17 protein-coding genes are annotated in these 20,385 nt (G+C 44.8%); 7 read left to right on the top strand and 10 right to left on the bottom strand.

Features of this window, described 5'->3' with window-relative positions; translation table 11 throughout:
- Nucleotides 1–61: 61 nt before the first annotated feature.
- On the bottom strand, nucleotides 62–1,576 hold the full coding sequence (locus F0265_RS11390; RefSeq protein WP_171748963.1) for an SH3 domain-containing protein: 1,515 nt from the start codon (nucleotides 1,574–1,576) through the stop codon (nucleotides 62–64).
- A 155-nt stretch (nucleotides 1,577–1,731) separates the two neighbouring features.
- Nucleotides 1,732–2,154: a hypothetical protein gene (locus F0265_RS11395; protein WP_171748964.1), complete on the bottom strand. Its 423-nt coding sequence runs from the start codon at nucleotides 2,152–2,154 to the stop codon at nucleotides 1,732–1,734.
- Nucleotides 2,155–2,514: 360 nt separating this feature from the next.
- Here F0265_RS11395 and F0265_RS11400 point away from each other — a divergent pair, with 360 nt between their 5' ends.
- Nucleotides 2,515–3,237, top strand: a complete 723-nt coding sequence (locus F0265_RS11400; protein ID WP_171748965.1) for a carbonic anhydrase family protein — start codon at nucleotides 2,515–2,517, stop codon at nucleotides 3,235–3,237.
- A gap of 28 nt (nucleotides 3,238–3,265) precedes the next feature.
- On the opposite strand, the gene F0265_RS11405 is transcribed toward F0265_RS11400, so the two are convergent.
- Both F0265_RS11405 and F0265_RS11410 read right to left on the bottom strand, forming a co-directional pair.
- Nucleotides 3,266–4,186, bottom strand: coding sequence for a hypothetical protein (locus F0265_RS11405; RefSeq protein WP_171748966.1), 921 nt, complete (start codon nucleotides 4,184–4,186; stop codon nucleotides 3,266–3,268).
- A gap of 133 nt (nucleotides 4,187–4,319) precedes the next feature.
- Nucleotides 4,320–4,766 carry an exoribonuclease R gene (locus F0265_RS11410; protein ID WP_171748967.1) on the bottom strand — a complete coding sequence of 149 codons (447 nt, stop codon included), beginning with the start codon at nucleotides 4,764–4,766 and terminating at the stop codon, nucleotides 4,320–4,322.
- A 582-nt stretch (nucleotides 4,767–5,348) separates the two neighbouring features.
- Between F0265_RS11410 and F0265_RS11415 the strand changes: the two genes are divergently transcribed.
- From F0265_RS11415 to F0265_RS11435, 5 genes are all read left to right on the top strand, one after another.
- Nucleotides 5,349–6,557: a NupC/NupG family nucleoside CNT transporter gene (locus F0265_RS11415; RefSeq protein ID WP_171748968.1), complete on the top strand. Its 1,209-nt coding sequence runs from the start codon at nucleotides 5,349–5,351 to the stop codon at nucleotides 6,555–6,557.
- 166 nt (nucleotides 6,558–6,723) lie between these two features.
- Entirely contained in the window at nucleotides 6,724–7,953 is a 1,230-nt protein-coding gene (gene pepT, locus F0265_RS11420; RefSeq protein WP_171748969.1) for a peptidase T, read from the top strand.
- Between the two features lie 78 nt (nucleotides 7,954–8,031).
- Nucleotides 8,032–8,499 (top strand): DM13 domain-containing protein, encoded by a 468-nt coding sequence (locus tag F0265_RS11425; RefSeq protein ID WP_099608514.1) that lies wholly within the window; start codon nucleotides 8,032–8,034, stop codon nucleotides 8,497–8,499.
- A 142-nt stretch (nucleotides 8,500–8,641) separates the two neighbouring features.
- Nucleotides 8,642–9,502, top strand: a complete 861-nt coding sequence (locus tag F0265_RS11430) for a mechanosensitive ion channel family protein (RefSeq protein ID WP_171748970.1) — start codon at nucleotides 8,642–8,644, stop codon at nucleotides 9,500–9,502.
- Between the two features lie 86 nt (nucleotides 9,503–9,588).
- Nucleotides 9,589–9,774, top strand: coding sequence for a DUF1289 domain-containing protein (locus tag F0265_RS11435; RefSeq protein WP_171749141.1), 186 nt, complete (start codon nucleotides 9,589–9,591; stop codon nucleotides 9,772–9,774).
- Between the two features lie 30 nt (nucleotides 9,775–9,804).
- Here the strand turns inward: F0265_RS11435 and arsB are convergent, their stop codons facing one another.
- Both arsB and F0265_RS11445 read right to left on the bottom strand, forming a co-directional pair.
- On the bottom strand, nucleotides 9,805–10,878 hold the full coding sequence (arsB, locus tag F0265_RS11440) for an ACR3 family arsenite efflux transporter (protein WP_040121447.1): 1,074 nt from the start codon (nucleotides 10,876–10,878) through the stop codon (nucleotides 9,805–9,807).
- 88 nt (nucleotides 10,879–10,966) lie between these two features.
- Nucleotides 10,967–11,308, bottom strand: a complete 342-nt coding sequence (locus tag F0265_RS11445) for a winged helix-turn-helix domain-containing protein (RefSeq protein WP_082314649.1) — start codon at nucleotides 11,306–11,308, stop codon at nucleotides 10,967–10,969.
- A gap of 167 nt (nucleotides 11,309–11,475) precedes the next feature.
- On the opposite strand from F0265_RS11445, the gene F0265_RS11450 reads away from it, so the two are divergent.
- A complete protein-coding gene (locus F0265_RS11450; RefSeq protein ID WP_171748971.1) occupies nucleotides 11,476–14,235 on the top strand; it encodes a M16 family metallopeptidase in 2,760 nt (919 codons plus the stop codon).
- Nucleotides 14,236–14,256: 21 nt separating this feature from the next.
- On the opposite strand, the gene F0265_RS11455 is transcribed toward F0265_RS11450, so the two are convergent.
- The 4 genes from F0265_RS11455 to F0265_RS11470 form a co-directional block, all read right to left on the bottom strand.
- A complete protein-coding gene (locus F0265_RS11455; protein WP_171748972.1) occupies nucleotides 14,257–14,958 on the bottom strand; it encodes a response regulator in 702 nt (233 codons plus the stop codon).
- Between the two features lie 231 nt (nucleotides 14,959–15,189).
- Nucleotides 15,190–15,897, bottom strand: a complete 708-nt coding sequence (locus tag F0265_RS11460) for a response regulator (protein ID WP_171748973.1) — start codon at nucleotides 15,895–15,897, stop codon at nucleotides 15,190–15,192.
- A complete protein-coding gene (locus F0265_RS11465; protein WP_171748974.1) occupies nucleotides 15,890–19,201 on the bottom strand; it encodes a response regulator in 3,312 nt (1,103 codons plus the stop codon). Before F0265_RS11465 ends, F0265_RS11460 begins: the two co-directional genes overlap by 8 nt.
- 167 nt (nucleotides 19,202–19,368) lie before the next feature.
- A complete protein-coding gene (locus F0265_RS11470; protein ID WP_171748975.1) occupies nucleotides 19,369–20,262 on the bottom strand; it encodes a cation diffusion facilitator family transporter in 894 nt (297 codons plus the stop codon).
- Nucleotides 20,263–20,385: the final 123 nt, after the last annotated feature.

Genomic DNA, 20,385 nt, shown 5'->3' on the forward strand with positions numbered 1-20,385 from the left:
AGTGTTGCTCAAAAACCAGTGTTGGTGATACAACACTGGTTTTTTGTTTTAGAGTGTTCGCTTATTTCCAGACAAGATATTGCTCGATGGAGGGTGTAGCTTGTGGAGAGTAACTCATCGCCTTGCGCGCAGTGATAGGTGCAGGCTCCTCGGTTAGCAAAGTGACATTAAAGCCGACTTTGTCCCACATGGATGACAGCTGCCAATTCTGAAGAGACAAACTCGGTGCGAAAGCATCACCCATACCTATAGGCGTGATAAGTGTTTGGCTGATGAGTGCTCTTCCTGATACTTGGGTTAGAGAGTTGACCATACCAACGCCCCATGCAGTGTTGAACATAACGGCGGTTTCTTCACCATTATAGCGAGTGGTGCCTAAGTAAAGCCCGATATGGCTAGTTGAGTCTTCACTGTTACCAAAGCTGACCAAGGTCATAAACGGAATAAGCTCAGCGGGGCCTTGTTGTTCAACCAACCAATTTTTCCTTTCTTCCTGAGAGGTTTCGTAAAGGCTATAGCGGGCGCCACTGTAGTTGGCTTGCCAGTAAGAGGCACGTGGTAGCCAAACGCCAAATGCGGAGAACATTCGCACCAACAAACCAGAGCAATCGTCATTGTAGTCCTTTCCGCCCCAGCCGTAAGGCATAGTCGTTAAGCTGCTGACTTGCTTAGCAAAGTTTTCATACGTTGGTTTAAGTGGCCAAGAAGCGACAGCAAAAGGCTGCTTTTCCACCTTAGCTAAATTTGCATAGCCGTCGTGCTTTTTAATTGGGACTCTCACTTTAGAGCCTTTAATGGGGAGAATGGCGCCCGATTCAATCGTTAGGCTGGTGTCAGTGTCCTTCAGCGTCACGGTCTGTTTTCGAACGGTTGGGGTGACAAATTGAGAACGCTGCCATTTATTACGGAACTCACGATCCGTTTTAGCCACTTGCACTGTAGGAACCCAACCCATGGTGCCCTGTGATTTGATCAGCGTCCATTGTTTGTCTTTGGTTGTTTGAATAAGCATGATCGGCGCGCCGATTCTCAGGTTGGACAGCTGAATGTAATCGAAAGGATAACCTTCGCCAGGTGTTGTGAAATCGTTATAGAACTCTTCTTGAGTAGGCAAAGAACGAACCAGAACATTATCGGTGGTAATCCCTAGGCAAGACTCCTCGCATGAAACATTGGGAAAGTTCGCAAGATCCATGTTTTCAGCTATGTCTGACACCCAGTCACTGGAGTGGGGGATGTAGTTACGGCCATAGCCGACGCGATCTTGGTAGTACTCAATCGTTTCCCACTCCAATTGCAGAACGCTATTTTTGGTGCTTTGCTCTCCCGGTACATAGTAAAAATCTTGTTGAGTCGCTTGTTCAGACCACTGGTAGTAATACTGCTCCTCAAACTCGCGGTTCATTGATTTAATTTGTTGGCGACTTACTACCGTATCGTCGAGTTTGCCTTTAGAGACAAAATCAAATGCGTTTTGTGATAGTTCAACCGGAATGGTGATATTGTTGGTGGCTGCAAGAGCGTTTGGAAGGCTCGTTATCATCAGCAGCAAAAATGTTCCCCTAGCAAGGTTCATCTCATTAATCCTTATGCACTTTATTGAGTAGTGGGGTGCAATTGTAACAAGAGGCTAATGATTGAAATCAGAGGAATCTATAGTTTAGGCAGGCCAATCCAAATTTTTAGAATATTTTAGATAACGTAAAAAGAGGGGAGCCCCTAGGCTTTGTGTTAGTCATTCTTCGCTTTTGGTACGACAGGGACGATAGGTTTCGCTTTCATCTTAATTCGTTGTTTAATAGTCGCTTTTTTATGTTTTGGCAAAGTATTCCATTGCTTTTCTATGCTAGGGACTGGTTTCTCCGTGACTTTCGGTTCCGGTCGGTTCTCCTTCCAGTTTTTAACTTTGTCTATGACCTGTTGTTGCTCCTCTTCCTCAAGGCTATTCCACCATAACTCGACTTTTTTATGCGCCTCGTTATTGTCTATTTCTCCGCAGCAGCCGGGGTAGTAGACGATGGTACTGCCTTGATCGTCGTACCAATAAGGATAGTAATGGTAGTAGTCTGGCACTTGGGTTGAAGAGCTGGTGTTGAGGTGTTGACTGCATCCAGACAATAAAGCCACGGTGAGCAACATTGGTATTCTTTGCATGACGTGCTCCGATGTTTTCCTATCAAAATTGAATAGTGAATACGTAGTGTATTGATATGTTCTAAGTTTCTGTTGAAGGCGGGCTTGATACAAATGATTCTGGATGAAACATCTCTATGTTGACCATTTGCAGTGTCGGTTGATTGGTTGGTCAATAATGGGGTTAACATTCGTGAGGTTGAAAAGAATGATTAAGCTTAATCTGACCAAATTTGGCTGAAATTGATAAAACCATAATTTTCACTGCTTTTGTATCCTGTTCCAAAATTCGTAGGTAACAAAAGTTTTCGTACTACTCATGGATTTGTTCATGGACTTATGATGGTGGCCGACCAGTTGGTGACGATAATAAGGAATAACATGAAAAAAACATTTACTGCCGCAAGTTTGATGATTGCGATGGCGGGTACGGTTCAGGCAGCTGAATGGGGTTACAAAGGTGATAAGGGGCCTGAACATTGGGGAGACGTTGCCAAAGAGTGTGCTACTGGCAAAAACCAAAGCCCGATTGATATCAAGGATGTGGTTGATGCAGAGTTAATGCCACTGAACATTGAATATCAGGGAATGGTAACTGGGCTCACTAATAACGGGCACACACTTCAAGCGGTTGTTGAAGGCAATAACGCTGTGACAGTGGATGGCGTAGGGTTTAATTTAGCACAGTTCCACTTCCATACTCCTTCAGAAAACCACATCCGTGGTCAAAATTTTCCATTGGAAGCGCACTTTGTGAATGCTGATCAAGATGGCAATCTTGCTGTTGTTGCGGTGATGTACAATGCAGCACCGGGGGAAAACAACCAGATAACACAGTTGACAGCGACGGTGCCTGAGCCGGGTGAGACGGTGCGGCTACAAACGCCTTTTGCTGTAAAAGATATGCTGCCTGCAACGGGAGAGTACTATCGCTTTAACGGCTCTCTGACGACGCCGCCTTGCTCTGAGGGAGTACGCTGGTTTGTACTTAAATCCGCTCAAACGCTAACGACGGAACAGGCAAAACAAATGCAGATGGTGATGGGTAATAACAACCGCCCAATTCAGAAACAGAACGCTCGTGTCGTTTTGACCAACGATTAAATAACAAGGCCGGGGTATCCCGGCCTTTTCAGATGTTGTGGAACAACACTTCTAATCTCAATGTGGCTTTTGCTTCGCCTTCACGCTGAGTATCTTCTTCTCGATTCCAGTTGTACTCTGGTATCACTTCATAGAATAACCACGGTCGCCAGAAGCTCTGACGATAAGTGATGGAAACATGGGTATTTGGGATGTAACGAAAGGGGCGATTGGTTCCGGTCGTGCTGATTTGATAACTCAGTGCCTGATGGTCTGAAATATGTTGGTATAAGGTAAATCCAGTGCCTAATTCCCAACCTTTGATATCGTCTTCATAACTTGCGAATGAACTCCAGCGAAACAAAAAGTCTGGGTTAATGGAATAGTCTAAATCGGCCTCTGTCGATTCGCCCGTGACGCGCTTTCTCTGATATATCTTTTGAGTTGCCCTAAGGACCACATCTTCATTGATTGGATAAGTGTAGCGAAAGCGACCTTCAATCCCCGGCTTAGCCGTAAGCTTTATATTAAAGCTGGTTCTGGCATTACTGAGCCAGTCATATCGCATCGCGAGCTTGCTTTCCGTATCACTTGAGTTTTGTGGAAAGAGATCGCGTAGATCATCTTCATCATCAGATTCAAACACTACCTTAAGACGTTTCGTGACTTTAGGCAGATGAAAGCGCGCCTTGAAACGTGTTTTGAACTCATAACCTTTGGCTTCGACATAGGCAAAGTCATTGGTCCAGCGAACGATACTGCCGGCCGTAGCATCATCCTCAGTACGGTCATCGACAAAGAAGTTATCAAACCAAACTGCGGGCTCGCATAAGCGGGCATTCACATAGCTGAATGCTGAGTCGAGGATGCCTGCGCTGTCTGGCTGACTATGGCAGGACGAGTAATCAATTTCATCTTCGGCTAAAACACTTGATGAAATGGTGCAAACAAGCAGAAGGTAATAACGCAAATAGACTTAATTTATAATTTAATTAATATAACTTTGAGTATGTCTTGAATCGATAAATGTTGCCAATAAATCACTCTCAAAAATGAAAAATGCCAGACAACTCTGGCATTTAACTTTATCTCTGGAGATTGAATTAGCTACTTTGGCTAATTTTCGCATATTGGCGAAGTAAATCCGTTAAGGTTGTGACCCATTCAAGTGCGTTAGTTGGTGCCTGTTTAAGAAGCACTTCCACATGCTGGCAATGGACTTCAAGTGGTATTGCCTGCTCGAGGTGGAATGAAACGGAATAGAAATGCCATAGGAGTAAGCGTTGCATGCGTAGCGTGTTTTGCTGTTGATTGTCTGACTCGCTGAAAAGGGCAGGCAGTTCGCTCAGTGCGATAGCACTCATCCTCAACATGGCGTCAAACTGTGCTTCTTGTAGTTTGTCTTCAGATTCAGTCTCATCTGCATCGAAAGTAAAAAGCTCAGTCATCGACTCTTCTGCGATCAATCGGTGGATCATTCGTAGACTCAGTTCTTCCCGCTCTTCTCTAGGAATACTTTGTAAGGATGAGAGGGTGTAATCGCGTTGCATGGTGATCTCTGGCATCTGTTTAAGGGCGGGTTATTCTATACCGCTAGTGACATAAATCTAGCTCAAAATAACACAGGTTTTACTGCGCGCTTCTACGATGCTTCTTTTGGTAGGTGAATAAATAAAACAGCCCCACCAAATGGTGGGGCAATATGTAGTTGTGTTTGCGTTGTTAGCTGCTGACGTTGTTAGAGAATCTGTCTTTGTCACTAGTACGTTAGTTGACACTTTTATAAACCTAGATGCCAAATGGTAAGTTGCCAAACTTTTTCAGTAAATGAATTTGGTTACACATTTAAAAATGTGATCTTGGTTCATGGTTTTATAGCAATGAAGTGCATATTTTGTGATTTCTGTAATCAGATTTTGTCTGCTCAATTATGTCAGTTTCAGAAGAAACTGTTCATAGAGTGAACGTTTGAACGTTTGCGTGAAAATATGTGATGAATATCTCACTCTGTACGCTATACTCTCCGCCCGGTTAAGAGCCCTCGCTCTGCCAATACAAGCCGTCACATGGAATGGTGAATGACCCCACGGACCGGACCAGCTATTTTCCAATGCTTGTAGAGGTTATCTTTAATGAATGTCCTATTCGGATTAATCGGTGTTGCTGCACTGTTATTGTGTGCTGTGTTGCTGTCAGAAAGTCGCAAAGCGATCAACTGGAAAACAGTATCTCGCGCGTTGTTACTTCAGGTTGGTTTTGCAGCCTTAGTGTTGTATTTCCCTTGGGGACAAACCGCACTAACCAGTTTAAGTAATGGTGTTTCTAGCCTGTTAGGCTTTGCTGATGAAGGCATTGGGTTCTTGTTTGGTGATCTAGCCAATACAGGGTTTATCTTTGCGGTTCGTGTTCTTCCTATCATCATTTTCTTTAGTGCGCTTATTTCTGCACTTTATTACCTTGGCATTATGCAAAAGGTTATCGAGTTTATCGGTGGTGGTATTCAAAAGTTCCTAGGGACCAGTAAAGCCGAATCTCTGGTTGCCACAGGTAATATCTTCCTATCTCAAGGTGAGTCTCCACTTCTTGTTCGACCTTTCCTTTCGCGCATGACTCGCTCTGAACTGTTCGCTGTGATGGCTGGTGGTATGGCCTCTGTCGCCGGTAGTGTGCTGGGTGGTTATGCTGGATTAGGCGTTGAGCTGAAATACTTAATTGCCGCGAGCTTTATGGCAGCACCGGGCAGTCTGATGATGGCAAAGATCATTGTGCCTGAGCGTGAAACGCCAATCGACCAATCTGATATTGAAATGGACAAAGCGCAAGACAGCAATGTAATTGACGCTCTGGCAAGCGGCGCGATGAACGGCATGAAGGTCGCCGTTGCCGTCGGTACAATGTTGATTGCATTCGTGAGTGTTATCGCCATGGTCAACACGGGCCTGGAGAGTTTGGGTGACGTGGCAGGTTTTAGCGGAATTACTCTGCAAACTCTGTTCGGCTACCTATTTTCTCCTCTGGCATGGGTGATTGGTGTACCGGCAAATGAAATGCTGATGGCGGGCTCTTACATTGGCCAGAAAATTGTGATGAATGAGTTTGTTGCTTTCATCGACTTTGTTGAGCACAAAGCGCTGCTATCTGAACACACTCAAGTGATCGTCACGTTTGCACTGTGTGGTTTCGCAAACATCGGCTCAATCGCTATTCAGCTTGGCTCTATCGGCGTGATTGCGCCAGAACGCCGCTCTGAAGTTGCCAATCTTGGCATCAAGGCTGTTCTCGCAGGTACGTTAGCGAACCTTATGAGTGCTTGTTTGGCAGGTATTTTTATCCTGCTGTAACGAAAATTATCTCAGTTAAATTTAAAGCCCGGCTTAGACATTGCCGGGTTTTATTTATCTATTTTCACCAAAACTGATTTATAGCAACGTTTCGATTTGGCGTAGGCGTAGGATAGTTCTACTCATCCCGTCTGGGAGCCTTCCAAAAATTATAAGAGATACCGCTATGAATGAACTGGTTCAACGTTTTTTGCGCTACGTGACATTTAACACGCAGTCCAACCCTTCCAATCCCGCCTGCCCAAGTAGTGAAGGGCAGCTCACTTTTGCCCAATTTCTAAAACAAGAATTGCTGGAGCTTAGTCTGAGTGAGGTGTCACTCGATGATAATGGTTATCTGATGGCAAAGCTGCCGAGCAATGTTGACTACGATGTCCCGGCTATTGGCTTTGTGGCTCATATGGATACGGCACCTGATGCGTCAGGGAAAAATGTCAAACCTCAGATTGTTGAAGATTATCAGGGCGGTGATATTGCATTGGGCAAAGGGGACGAAGTACTGTCTCCAATTCAGTATCCTGATCTGCGTAGGCTTCTTGGCCACAACCTCATTACGACAGACGGTACAACGCTTCTCGGAGCGGATAACAAAGCCGGTATTGCAGAGATCATTTCCGCCATTGCTGAATTGAAAGCGAACCCAGACATTCCACATGGCGATATTTGTATCGGATTTACTCCGGATGAAGAAATTGGTCGTGGTGCAGATTTGTTTGATGTGGAGAAGTTTGGTGCGAAATGGGCGTACACCATTGATGGCGGACCAGTTGGTGAACTGGAATATGAGAACTTTAATGCGACCAGTGCCGATGTGACCTGCCATGGGGTGAATGTTCACCCTGGAACCGCCAAAAACAAAATGGTGAATGCCATGAACATTGCTGCCCAGTTCCAAATGATGATGCCTGCAGATGAAACACCTGAGGCGACGGAAGGCTATCAGGGCTTCTATCATTTGAAGTCCGCAGAAATGGCTGTAGCACGTTGTGAGCTAGGTTATATCATTCGTGACTTTGAGCGCGACGGGCTTGAGCAACGAAAGGTCTTTATGCAGAGTAAAGTGGACGAGCTCAATGATAAGTTAACCAAAGGGCGAGTTGAACTGAAACTGTCAGACAGCTATTTCAATATGAAAGAGATGGTTGAGCCTCATCCGCATATTATTGAGCTCGCAAAACAAGCGATGATTGCTTGCGATGTTGAGCCTAAAATTAAACCTATTCGCGGTGGTACGGATGGAGCAAGGTTGTCATTTATGGGCTTACCTTGTCCGAATATCTTCACTGGTGGCTATAATTTCCATGGTATTCATGAGTTTATTAGCATTGAAGGTATGGAGCAGGCAGTGAAGGTTATTGTGACCTTGTCTGAGAAAACTGCACTTAACTACAGATAAAATTTCGATATGTCCCTGTTATCTCATTGATTATCGTGTACATTTACTATGTATGCTTGATAAACAGAGGTTTCGGGGATGAAAAGGATTTTTTTACTGTTTACACACCTTATTTGTGGTGCAATCGGCTTTGCTGTTGGTATCTATGCATTGCCCATTCTTATCCAACCAGATTCTCCCTCAATGAGCTCTGTCGAGAGTGTGACAAACAACGCGGTATATACTGCAACGTTCCAGCGTGACCGAAAAGACAGTGATTTTCTCCATTGGGGAGAGGGCTCTGTCTCTATCAGCAATGACCAAATCGCTTTTGTCGGTGAATTGGCCCCGGGGCCTGATTATAAACTTTACCTATCGCCTCAGTTTATTGAAACTGAAGCAGACTTTAATCAGCAGAAACATACCATGGTAAAAGTGGGAGAGGTGAAGACGTTTGATCGATTCGCTCTCAACTTGCCAACAGACGTCGATTTGGGTGAATACAATACCGTCATTGTCTGGTGTGAAACGTTCGGAGAGTTTATTACGTCTGCGCGCTTCAAGTAGCATATGAACGCTATCTAGTCTGCATTAATAGAAATGTAAACTAGATCCTTCTCGATAAGTATGGGAAGTTATTCTCGTTTAAAACGGATTTCTTAAAAGGGGCATCGGCCCCTTTTCTTTGTCATAACAACAGGAGCCGGGAATGGAGAAAGTACAAGCTGTCATCGATTTTCTTCTGACTCATAAATTTATCTTTACGGCGCTGATTATCGTTCTGATAGCGATAGTTCGCCGTATTGTTTTATCTAAAATTCGTGGTGATGTTGCTTTTGTTTCTGAAGAGCAACGTAACTGGATGTCGCGTACGAAGAACGGCGCATTTGCTATTACCGTTCTGTTACTTTTCATTCTATGGAAGTCTGAGATCAATGAATTTGCCCTGTCGGTGACGGCGATTGCGGTTGCCATTGTTGTGGCGTCAAAAGAGATCATCCTTTGTTTTACAGGTTCTATCCAAAGAGCGAGTTCACGTTCGTTTCGAATTGGTGACTGGATTGAAGTCGGCAAACTGTGTGGTGAGGTGATTGAGCACAATATGATGGCAACCGTGATTCAGGAAATTGACCTTCATCACGGCCAGTATCACTACACAGGAAAAACAGCGACGTTGCCAAACAGTATGTTTTTTACCTACCCAGTGAAAAACCTTAACTTTATGAAGCGCTACGTCTACCACAACTTCTCGATTGTCGTGAGCGAATTTGTCAATTTATACCCTTTGGTTCCTGTGATGATTGAGAAAATTGAGGGGCATTGCCACTACTTTAGTGACGTTGCGACACGATATAATGCAATGATCGAGAAGCACGCAGGCGTCGATTTACCCGGTGCAGAGCCGCATATTCACATTACCAGCGGTTCAACAGGTGAACAGGTCGTGCACTTTATGATTTTCTGTCCGACCGATAAGGCGACGCACCTAGAGCAGGAAATCAGGAAAGACTTTATGGAGCTCTACGAAGAGAGGTTCCAGTCTGAGAAAGAAGAAACGAAAGAGAGCTGAGGCTCTCTTTTTTGTGCCTTTGCATGGGTATGTGTGAAGTCGACAGTTTGAGCCTCTAGCGCTAGCTTTAAAGTAAGAGGATGATGATGACAACAGATGTGGAAAAGGTGCCCGTTCCGTGTGTGAGAAACTGCTGTTTGGATGGTGAGGATATTTGTTTGGGGTGCTTTCGTACCCTCAATGAAATCCTCGAATGGCGCTCTTACACTGATGAGGAAAAACAGGCGGTGCTGATACGTTGTGAACAGCGTAGAAAAGAGAGAGGGCAATAGTGCCCGCCATGGTTGGCGGGCGAGGCAAAGTTATGCGTGTTGCGCTCTTAGTTTGTATTTCTGTTTCATCTTTAGGGCGACATTAACCAAAGCAATCAGTACAGGGACTTCAATCAGTGGGCCAATAACACCAGCAAATGCTTGGTCTGAATTCAGGCCAAATACCGCAATCGATACTGCAATCGCCAGCTCAAAGTTGTTGCCTGTAGCGGTAAAGGCAATCGAGGCGTTTTTATCATATTCGATGCCCATTTTCTTACCAATGAAGAAACTGACAAAGAACATCAGGACAAAATAGATTGCCAGTGGAATAGCGACACGAACCACGTCCATCGGCAGCTCCAGAATCATCTCCCCCTTTAAACTGAACATCAGTACAATCGTCGCCAGTAGGGCAATCAGAGTGATAGGTGAAATGCGAGGAATAAACACTTCGTTGTACCATTGTTCGCCTTTAGCCGCGACTAACCATTTACGGCTGAGGTAACCTGCTAGAAATGGAATGCCAAGGTAAATCATCACGCTTTCTGCAATATCCAGCATTGAAATATCCACTTCAAAACCTTGGTAGCCAAATACTGGGGGCAGTACAGAGATAAACAGCCAAGCCATGAAGCTATAGGTTACGATCTGGAAAGCGCTGTTTAATGCAACCAGAGCGGCACCGTATTCTTTGTTACCGCCACCAATATCATTCCAGACTAAAACCATCGCAATACAACGGGCCAAACCAATCAGAATGATGCCAACCATATAGCCTGGGTGATCACCAAGAAACGTCAGTGCCAGAACGAACATCAGAATAGGGCCGATAACCCAGTTCATGACCAATGATAATGTGATGGCTTTCTTATCCTGACGAACTTTACCCAATAGGCTGTAATTCACCTTCGCTAAAGGCGGATACATCATCAGTATCAGGCCAATGGCTAGAGGAATATTGGTGCTGCCAACAGACATGGCTTCATTCCAATCGGCTACCTGAGGGAATAGGGCGCCTATGGCGACCCCAACGGCCATGGCAACAAAGATCCACACGGTAAGGTAGCGATCAAGGAAGCTCATGTTGTTTGCGGCGTTGTTTACTGCAGTTTCAGTTTTCATTGTGTTTCTCTCTTTCGTTTATCGTCGAAAGGCGATTAATGAAGGTGTAAAAAATCTGAGTAGTAGCGTTACATACTCAGATGTCAGTTCAGTTAAAAATGGTATTAAATGCTTGGCTAAACTCGGAAATGGCTTCTCGGTTAACCTTGTAGCAAACCTTAGGTGGGTTTGGTTCCGCGATGATGAACTCAGCCTGCTTTAGGATACGCAAGTGCTCAGACACTGTTGACTGAGCAAGGCCTAACTGGGACACCAAATCACTGTTCAGACAGCCGCCAAGGTTATCCAATGTCACCAAAATCTTAAGAATTCTGACTCGGGCTGGGTGTGAAAGCGCTTTTGCCTTTAAAGCGAAGGCCGTTTCTAATGCGATTTCAGCGTCTGTCGTCGAGAACGCCTGCTGGTTTGCGAGGCTACATTGGTTTGTCATGATATGTCTATTTATAGTTAATCGTCGAATTGCGATTAACTATACGCCTGCGATTTTATCGGCGCAACTAAAAAGTACAAATAGAAGAAAATGTGCATGGTTTTATATATAAAACATAGCTTTGAAGTATAGTTTTATTAGGTTTAATAGAAATAAGTAGCCTGAGTATGCGAATTGTTCTGCTCTTCATTGCCGTTGTTATTTCTGGCTGTGCCTCTTTTCCTCATGACCCACCGATTGAGGAGGACAGTGGTTGGATTGAAGGGACACTGGATAACGGGTTGAAATATCACATATATCCCGTTTCCGGTGCCTCTGTTTCTATTCGTTTGTTTGTGCGAGTTGGATCATCACAAGAAACGGATCAGCAACGAGGCTATGCACATTTTCTTGAGCACATGGCGTTTAATGGCAGCCGTCATTTCTCTTCAAATGAAATGGTCAGCCTGTTTGAACAAGCGGGGCTCACTTTTGGTGCCGATATCAATGCCTATACGGCCTACTATGAGACAGTCTATCAACTCGATCTTCCCGACAATACACAGTTAAACAATGCGCTGTTATGGATGCGAGATATTGGCGATGGCTTAACAATCGCCTCAGCAGAAGTTAAAAAAGAGAAAGGGGTCATACAGGGCGAAATACGTCGGACACGACCAGAGCACAAAAGCCTGGCCGATAAATATTATGATTATTTGCTAGAAGGAACTGCTCTAGAAAATTTGGACCCGGTTGGTGATGCATTGTCGGTTAAAAACGCGACTCCGGAGTCTATTTCTGCCTTTTATCAAAAGTGGTATCACCCAGAAAATGCTGAGTTGATCATCACAGGGAATATCGATACGACAACGATTGAAGCTCTGATCGAATCGCAATTTTCCTCTTGGAAAGGCCGCGACGGTATGAGTAAAACCCGCATCGACTATGTACCCATCGAATTGAGTGATTTAGCCGATGAAATTGGAGAGTATGAAGCGCCAAGCATCACTTTTATGACTCAGCGAGGCAAAACTGCGATTACAACGCAAGGCGAGCTGATGGAAAGCTGGTTGGATGAAGTCGCATTGCATCTGATTAATCAGCGTATGGAGCGTACATACAGTGATGCAGCGATTCCACTGCATGACCTGTATATCTCAAATTACTACATTAACTACCGTCGCTATGGAATCTTGTCGGCTTCATTTCCTGCTGCTGAGCGTGTTGATGCGCAAGGGCTATTTCTTGGCACACTTGCGTCAATGCGAGATTACGGTGTCACTCAGGAGGAAGTGGATGTTTCACTTGCCTACTATCAGCAGTTGCTCAACGATGTGGACTACCACTGGCGACACAAAGAAGCGCTGGATTTTGCTGAATCTAAGGTAATGAGTTTGTCTTTGCAGCAACCGATACAATCGCGTGAAGATTATCGACAAAGCTTAGAACGTTTTTTGAATCTGGCGACGCTCAAAGCGGTTAACGAACAGTTGCACGACTTGTTATCGGCGACGTACTCGGTCGTTATCGGTGTTGAACAAGGTGACTCTATTGCCGCGTGGCAGGCGAAGATACCTGAAATCCGAGCGCAATATGCGAAACCGGGCACGCAACCGATGATATTGTCGGTGGCAGAAAGCGAGCTGGCGGAGCCTAGTCAAAGTGGTGCGATTTTATCACAGGAAAGCAATGAGTTAGGGTTTGAGGTCTGGACTTTGTCAAATGGCATTGAAGTCTGGTTTCAGCAAGATCCGAACGCTGGTGATTGGGTAAACGTCGTTTATGGTAGTCAGGGAGGAAAAGCGGCCCTTGACCCTTCACTTTACCCAGCCGTTGAACTCACTATACCTGTCATCAGCCGCAGCGGGCTAGGGGAATTCTCTGGACCTCAATTGGACACATTCTTGCAGCGCAACAGCATTGAGGTTTACCCATTTATTAGCTTCAGCCATCACGGTGTGGAAGTGGGTGTACCCAAAAACAAACTGCAGCAAGGCTTCAAAGTGTTGTTTAACTTAGCCAGTGATGTGAATGTCGAACCTCGCCACCTTAAAACGGTAAAACAAGAGTATCAACAAGAACTCAAGACCTACCTTTCAACGCCATTAGGTCAATGGAATCAGGCCATTAATCACAACAGTTATTTGCCGTCGAGCCGACACTATATGTCCTCCGCTTCTGGGTATCAGTCTGTCTCTGAAGTCCAAATTCGCTCCGTACACGAAGAACTGTTCGGTAAGTTCCGTGGTAATAAGGTCGTGATCATAGCGGACTTGGAGCCTAATGAACTCGATGACGTTTTGCGCCAATATCTAGCTTCCATCAATCTTGAAACGGCTCTGCCGATAGACTTCGAAGTTGACTACAATAAGAACGCTCAACATGAGATTGATCTTGATATTTACAATGAACAGAACAGTTTCTACCTGATTAGGCTTACTAACCCTTCTGCCTCTCAATCAAGTTTTCGCACAGCCTACATTGACGATATGATTCAACGAATATTGTCGAAGCGTCTAACGGCGTATGTTCGTGAAGAGCTGGGGTTGGACTATGCGCCAGAAGCGTACTCTGCTCAACAAGATCAGGAGCCAGTTACCGATTGGTTTGTTGAAGCGCAAGTAGCCCCACAGGACATTGAGCGCATCGAGCAGGCCATTGATAAAGTACTAAATGACCTGCTGACGGATGTTAAGCAGTCAGATGTTGACGCAGCTGCACGTCAGCTAGCCGTGGCACTTCAAGCATTGGAAAATCAACCTGTGGATCGCACTTGGTTCTATGCTCGTTATTTGGTGCATGACTATGGCGTCGAGTCGTTACTGGATGCAGAAACGATGACGGAATCCATCACACTGGAGGAAGTGCAGAGACGATTAGGTGAGGCATTTGGTCATAAGGTGATAAGAAGCAAGTACACCCTGACACCTAAGCCAGAAAAGAGATAAAAATACTAGAAGCCTGAGGTATCAGGCTTCTTCCGCTTGGTTTTCTTCTAGGTGAACCTGTATTGGGTGATCGTCAATGATTGAGCTGAGCTCTCTTAACCTTTTCACTAAACGGTTATCGAGAAGAGTCCCTGCTTTTAACAGACAGCCCCCATTATTCGCGAAGATATCGCCGACCAGAATCATACCCGATTGTAGCTCATACAAGTTTTGCAGAGTGGTGATTTGGCTGGCATCTGGGAGCGGCTTCGCCTGTGCGTCTGTTTCATCGCCACTGTTCAGTTCAGTATCGACGTCATTGTATAAGTGCTGCTGATACAACTCAGTGTGACCAGTGACAGCTTGCTCTATTTGTTCGCGAGCATCTTTCACCGTGATTGGTTTAGGCAAAAAGGCGTCAATCTCAAAGCGCATACAAGTAGAAATAGTTTCTGTGTCTGACAGGGCGGTAACCGCGATAACGCTTGTTTCGGGTACTGCTTTGGTTTGTCCCATGCGCACGGACTTAATCAGCTCCAGGCCATTAATGTGAGGCATATTGATGTCTGTAATAATTAAATCAATATGATTATGTTCAATCTTCTCTATCGCGCTTCGACCATCTGGTGCACTCAGGATGTTTTCATAGCCACTTTTGAACAACATGCCTATTAACGCTTTGCGAGACAAGTTGTTGTCTTCCACAACCAGAATCGTAAATTTGCTAGGTTCGAATGTTGCCATAAAGCTCTCCTTCATAACGAGATTAAGCTGAGAATAGTGTTGTCTAACAATAGAATAGCAAATATCGAACCAATTATTGTTTTTGGATGATGATTAAGTGATTGTTATTTTAAATCAATGTCTTATGGTTTTATTGTGCAGCGTTTTCGTTACTAGAAAGTTGTCATTTTTCTCTCAGAGTTGGAAACATTTTCAAGTTCTCATTTTGATTCTCAATTTTAGAAAACATGCCTAGACAGCCATTTGAGTCTTATCTTCTCGTACGACAATACTATTTGTGTCGACAATTTTACTCAGTTCAAACAAACGCAAAATTAGCTTTTTATTGAGTATGGTTCCTGCTCTGAGTAAACAGCCCCCTGATATCGCGTTGATGTCGTAAACCAGAGTCATTCCTTCTTTGAGCTCAGAAAGCTGAGATAGCTCGTGCACACGACTATCAATTGAGCGAATGCGTTTGGTGTCGTCAGGCTCGCTCTCCTGGGGAGCTAAATCAATACTGGTATTCACATCGTTATAAAAGTGTTGTTGGTACAGACATTTGGGCTCAGTAATCGCGCTCTGGATTTTTTCTTTGGCCGATTTGATGTTAATCGGTTTTACGAGGAACGCGTCGACTTCTAATGTCATGCAAGCGGAAATTGTCGCGGTATCGGAAAGAGTCGTCACCGCTATGATCCTTGTGTCACAGGCAATTTCAGCTTCTTCTGTTCTAATGGTTTTGATGAGCTCCAGCCCGTTGATGTTAGGCATGTTAATGTCGGTGATGATCAAATCTATTTTGTTTTCAGCGCATTTTGTCAGGGCTTCCATACCATCTTTCGCGCAAAGCAAATTTTCGTAACCACCTCTCACTAGCATTCCGACGAGTGCTTGGCGGGAGAATTTGTGATCTTCTACGACTAAAATCGTAAAATTGGTCGGGTCATAGTTACTCATATATTACTTCCGTGTCTTCGATAATTGAGTGCTCAACAAGGTAGCTGTGTAAGCGTTTTAGTTCTACTTTGGCGCTGCTTAGTGTGTCAGACAGTTCTGGCCAGTTTTTCAGGTGTGCTGTGTTTTGCAGCGCTTCAAATTTGTCCGCGAGATCTTCAGCCCCCGCTGATCGAGCTGCACCCTTAGCCGCATGCGCGATCTGTTGGAGCTCACCATCACTTTTATCGGTAAGAGCAAGCTCTACTTTTTCAATGTCTTCGTTAACCGATTCCCAATACCCTTCAAGCAAAGGTGCCACGATAGACAATTCTCTTGTGCCTAAAATCTGTTCGAGCGTGGACATGCAGATCGGATCTTGCAGAGGCTCCTCTGCTGGTACTTCAACGTCTTCGGGTTCTGAGATAGGCTCTGTTGTCGTTTTTTCTTCCAAAGGAATAGGGGAGAGCTGCATCCATTTTTCGATCGATTGATCGAGGGTTTTGAGTTCCACGGGTTTGGTCAAATAGTCATCCATCCCTGAGGCGATACATTGCTCAGAGGCTTCAACCATGGCATTGGCGGTAATCGCAACGATGGGAGTGTGGCCTAAGTGTTTATTTTTCCTTTCGATGTCTCTGATTTGTTTCGCAAGCTCATACCCATCCATGACGGGCATGTGGCAGTCGGTGAGGATCAAATCAAACGAACCTTTTTTCCATTTGTGCAAGGCTTCCTGACCATGGACTGCCATTTCACATTGATAGCCCAAGTGATTCAATTGCCTCTGTATTACGTCACGGTTAGTGGGTTGGTCATCGACTACCAAGATTAATCCTGCTTTGCTTTCACGAACGCCTTGATTTGACTCACCCTCGATAGGTTTTATGTTTTTCTCGCAACTGATAAGCCCGCGCATGACGCCTATTGCGGTGGTCAGTTCACTGGGCTTGAAAGGGCTACATGGCATCACATAATAGTTGGGCTTTTTCAGGCCAGACTCAATGCTAGGGTCTCGAGAGAGAAAGATGAATTTTTGCTCTTCAAGCAGTGCGGATTTGAACTGGGAAAGCGGCTTTTCGTCATAGTGGTGATATAAATCAGGGCCAACAATAATTAGGTCGATCGTTGCGCCAGCGTTGCTCGCGTAATCCAGCACAGAAATGGCTCTTTGCATGTTAGCCACACAGTTGGTTTTACAGCGGAAGTTAGCCAAGTTGATATCGCAGAAAGTTGAAATGTTCTGGTCATTAGTGACGAACAGAATTCTGGAGCCGTTAACGTAGTTGGGGGTTGGATCTTGAGGTGCTTCTTCCACCTCAATGAAAGGAAGCTCGACGGAGAAGCGACTGCCTACGCCAAAGCGGCTATCGACATGAATATCGCCCCCCATCATTTCAAGCAAAGAGCGAGTGATGGAGAGCCCTAAACCTGTCCCGCCATAAAGTCTGGTGGTACTGGTATCCGCTTGGCTGAATGCTTTGAACAGCTTTTCAGTTTGCTCTTCGGTCATGCCGATACCATTATCTTCAATGATGATCTCGACATAGGGAGCGATGTCGTGTTGGTTTAATGTGGCAGAAACCCACACTTTGCCTTTCATCTCATCGGTGCTGTCTGTGAATTTGACCGCATTACCGACGAGATTCAATAACACTTGGCTGAGCCTGACACTGTCACTCATTATGACTTTAGGCAGGCTAGCATCATAAGTTAAATAGAGCTCGATGCCTTTGTTGTTGGCTTGCAAGCAGAGTACATCTAATGTTCTTTCGATAAGCTTTTGTAGTTCAACGGGGACACTTTCCAGCGACATTTGACCGGCTTCAATTTTTGAAAAGTCTAAGATGTCGTTAATGATGTGCAGTAAGGTAAGGGCAGAGTCTTTGATGGTTGTCACCATGCTTTTCTGTTCACCATTGAGCTCCGACTCGCTGAGAAGGCTCAACATACCGACCACGCCATTCATTGGTGTCCGTATTTCATGGCTCATATTGGCCAAGAACATGGACTTCGCTTCACTGGCTGCTAAGGCGATTTCACTTTCATGCCTTAAGTTCGCTTGGGCATTTTTTTCTTTGGTGACATCGATGTTGATACCGCCCATACCAATAGGCGTTGTGCCATCTTGATCGAAGAACACGTCAGCCGCGGCTTTTATCCAGCGGATGTTGCCATCTGGTAGGTTGATTCGAAATTCAGAATTAAACTGCGTGAGCTGTTCTCGAGCCTTGTTGAGTGATTCTTCAGCGTCAAAAAGATCTTCCTCTAGGACACATTTCTGCCACATCTCATAATTATTGCCACAGTCTGAGCGCTCAATACCGTATATTTCAAACATACGGTCGTCCCATGACACTTCATTGGTGCTAAAGTCCCAACTCCAGATACCAATGCCGCCTGCTTGGGTGGCCAAGTTCAGACTTCGTACGACTTCTTCAAGCTCACTTTGGCTCCTTCTCAGCTCGTTCTGAGCGATTTGTTCTTTGCTGATATCGCGTAAGGTTAAGACAATGTATTTTTGCGTTTTCATCGTGATGTATCGGACAGAGCCGAGTAGGCTCAACACATCGTTGGTTCGGCTGACCTTGATGACTTCGTCCAGTGCGACTTCTTGATACATTTCAACACTTGAGAGCTTGTCTTCAATATTATTTTCTTTAAAGTCGTAAAGGAGTGAGGTCAGGTCCAATCCAAGTAAGTCAGTTTTGCTGTGCTCAAAAAGAGAAAGTGCCGAGTCATTAACGTCGAGAACCTTCAATTCGGCGTTGAGAAGCAGCATATTGTCGACGGCCTGCTCAAACATGACCCCCATTTGCACTTCTTGCTCATTAATACGCTGATTTTGGTTGGAGACTAACTGTTGAAGTTTTTGGTTAGACGTTTTCAGCTCTTGGCGAACCTGCTTCATTTGGTTGATGTCGGCCTGACTGAGTATAAGATAATGGTTGCCGCCACCTTGCTTCTTCATGGCTTCTAAGTTGATGCGCAGCCAGCCTTTTTTGGTTTCTTGATTGACACAAATTTCTGAGGTGTGTGAAATGGCCTCGTGAACGGCACTGTGCAGTTCAGCAATATGATCATCGTTAAGATAGTGCGAATAGAACTCGATGATGTTGCGGCCAATCACTTGATTGGATGGAAGACCATAGTATTTAAGGAAAGCAGGGTTAGCGTAGAAAATGGCGTTGGAACCGACTTGTCCATCGAATATCACCATGCCGTGAGACAATAAGTCTAAGACACTGGTTTTTATACTGTCATCTTGCTGAGGTGTTGTCTTCTTTGATTGTTTGTCTGCCAGTAGTGACGTAAACGGGTTCTTCATAGGCGCCAACCTTGATGTATCTCGTGTTACTGTCTCTCCATTTTGGTCTGGAGATGTTTATTATGAAATCATACACATAATAATAGAACTAACTGACGCTTTTTGTAGGGTTATATACAAAAACTCCCTCTAAAGAGGGAGTTTACGGTGTACAAACAACTGTTTGATTAGCTGGCAATATTCAAATTAAGCCTTAAATCCAGTGGTAGCTTAGCCAGCTTACTTTTCAAAATACGACGAGTTCGTTCGAGATCGGCCACGGCCACCTGCTTTCCGGTGGAATGAACATCTAGATTTACTCTAAGTTCACGACCTACCTTAGTGACGGCGGTAAGCTCGATGTGTTGTTTCACTTCTTGATCCAATGCTAGGACTTCCTGATCAACGACATCGCAAATTTCATCACTCGGCGACATCATCAGCAACTCTCTAACGGCTTCTTTCAGCATGTCAAAAGGTACTTTTATGAAGTAAAACGACATAAGGATCATCATCATAGGGTCGGCATAGACAGAATATTCAGCCAACGGTGATAGGGCGACGCCCCACGCCACAATAAAGCCTAATGTGACCGCAACACTGAGTAGGGTATCCATCTGCCATTGCTTGGCTTCCGCTTCGATCAAGCCAGAGGAAAAGCGCTTTGATTTACGGGCGATGTACCACCAAGCGTAACCACAGCCCAATACGTTGACCACTCCAAATAACGTTGCGATTGACGCATCTACCTCACGTCCACCGTTGAAGACGGCAATAATGGCAGAATAGAGTGAGTAGCCGACTACCGCGAGAATAACCGTGCCTTTAATGGCAATGACGACTGGCTCAAGTACGGCTTTACCAAATGGGAAATGGTTTTTTGAAGGGCTTTGAATGTATTTAGAAGCGGCGAGCGACAATAAAGTTAGCAGCAGGCTGATCGATGAATAAACACCGTCAAAAACAATAACCAGTGATCCAACAAGCATCCCGAGTACCAATCCGCCGCCCGCAAAGCCAGAAGCCAAAAGGGCTGAGAAAATCAGTATTCGTTTTTCATTTAAGCTTGTCCTGTCACACATAGAGTATTCTCTTCGCTATACATACTCTTATTCTTCTCACACTGAGCGTATTTGACAAACTTGATCTGTGTTAAAAATAGACGAAAATAGTGGCGTGTTACACTTTGTCTTTTAAAATCAATA

Origin of the sequence: Vibrio sp. RE88, from assembly GCF_013113835.1 — a bacterium.
Taxonomy (GTDB): Bacteria; Pseudomonadota; Gammaproteobacteria; order Enterobacterales; family Vibrionaceae; genus Vibrio.

Excerpts from the sequence above, each read along its gene's own strand:
- F0265_RS11435 (WP_171749141.1), top strand. The coding sequence starts at position 9,589 with ATGACAACAGATGTGGAAAAGGTGCCCGTTCCGTGTGTGAGAAACTGC.
- F0265_RS11445 (WP_082314649.1), bottom strand. The coding sequence starts at position 11,308 with ATGACAAACCAATGTAGCCTCGCAAACCAGCAGGCGTTCTCGACGACA.
- F0265_RS11410 (WP_171748967.1), bottom strand. The coding sequence starts at position 4,766 with ATGCAACGCGATTACACCCTCTCATCCTTACAAAGTATTCCTAGAGAA.
- F0265_RS11465 (WP_171748974.1), bottom strand. The coding sequence starts at position 19,201 with ATGAAGAACCCGTTTACGTCACTACTGGCAGACAAACAATCAAAGAAG.
- arsB (WP_040121447.1), bottom strand. The coding sequence starts at position 10,878 with ATGAAAACTGAAACTGCAGTAAACAACGCCGCAAACAACATGAGCTTC.
- F0265_RS11425 (WP_099608514.1), top strand. The coding sequence starts at position 8,032 with ATGAAAAGGATTTTTTTACTGTTTACACACCTTATTTGTGGTGCAATC.
- F0265_RS11395 (WP_171748964.1), bottom strand. The coding sequence starts at position 2,154 with ATGCAAAGAATACCAATGTTGCTCACCGTGGCTTTATTGTCTGGATGC.
- F0265_RS11455 (WP_171748972.1), bottom strand. The coding sequence starts at position 14,958 with ATGGCAACATTCGAACCTAGCAAATTTACGATTCTGGTTGTGGAAGAC.
- F0265_RS11400 (WP_171748965.1), top strand. The coding sequence starts at position 2,515 with ATGAAAAAAACATTTACTGCCGCAAGTTTGATGATTGCGATGGCGGGT.
- F0265_RS11450 (WP_171748971.1), top strand. The coding sequence starts at position 11,476 with ATGCGAATTGTTCTGCTCTTCATTGCCGTTGTTATTTCTGGCTGTGCC.
- pepT (WP_171748969.1), top strand. The coding sequence starts at position 6,724 with ATGAATGAACTGGTTCAACGTTTTTTGCGCTACGTGACATTTAACACG.
- F0265_RS11390 (WP_171748963.1), bottom strand. The coding sequence starts at position 1,576 with ATGAACCTTGCTAGGGGAACATTTTTGCTGCTGATGATAACGAGCCTT.
- F0265_RS11430 (WP_171748970.1), top strand. The coding sequence starts at position 8,642 with ATGGAGAAAGTACAAGCTGTCATCGATTTTCTTCTGACTCATAAATTT.
- F0265_RS11415 (WP_171748968.1), top strand. The coding sequence starts at position 5,349 with ATGAATGTCCTATTCGGATTAATCGGTGTTGCTGCACTGTTATTGTGT.
- F0265_RS11470 (WP_171748975.1), bottom strand. The coding sequence starts at position 20,262 with ATGTGTGACAGGACAAGCTTAAATGAAAAACGAATACTGATTTTCTCA.
- F0265_RS11460 (WP_171748973.1), bottom strand. The coding sequence starts at position 15,897 with ATGAGTAACTATGACCCGACCAATTTTACGATTTTAGTCGTAGAAGAT.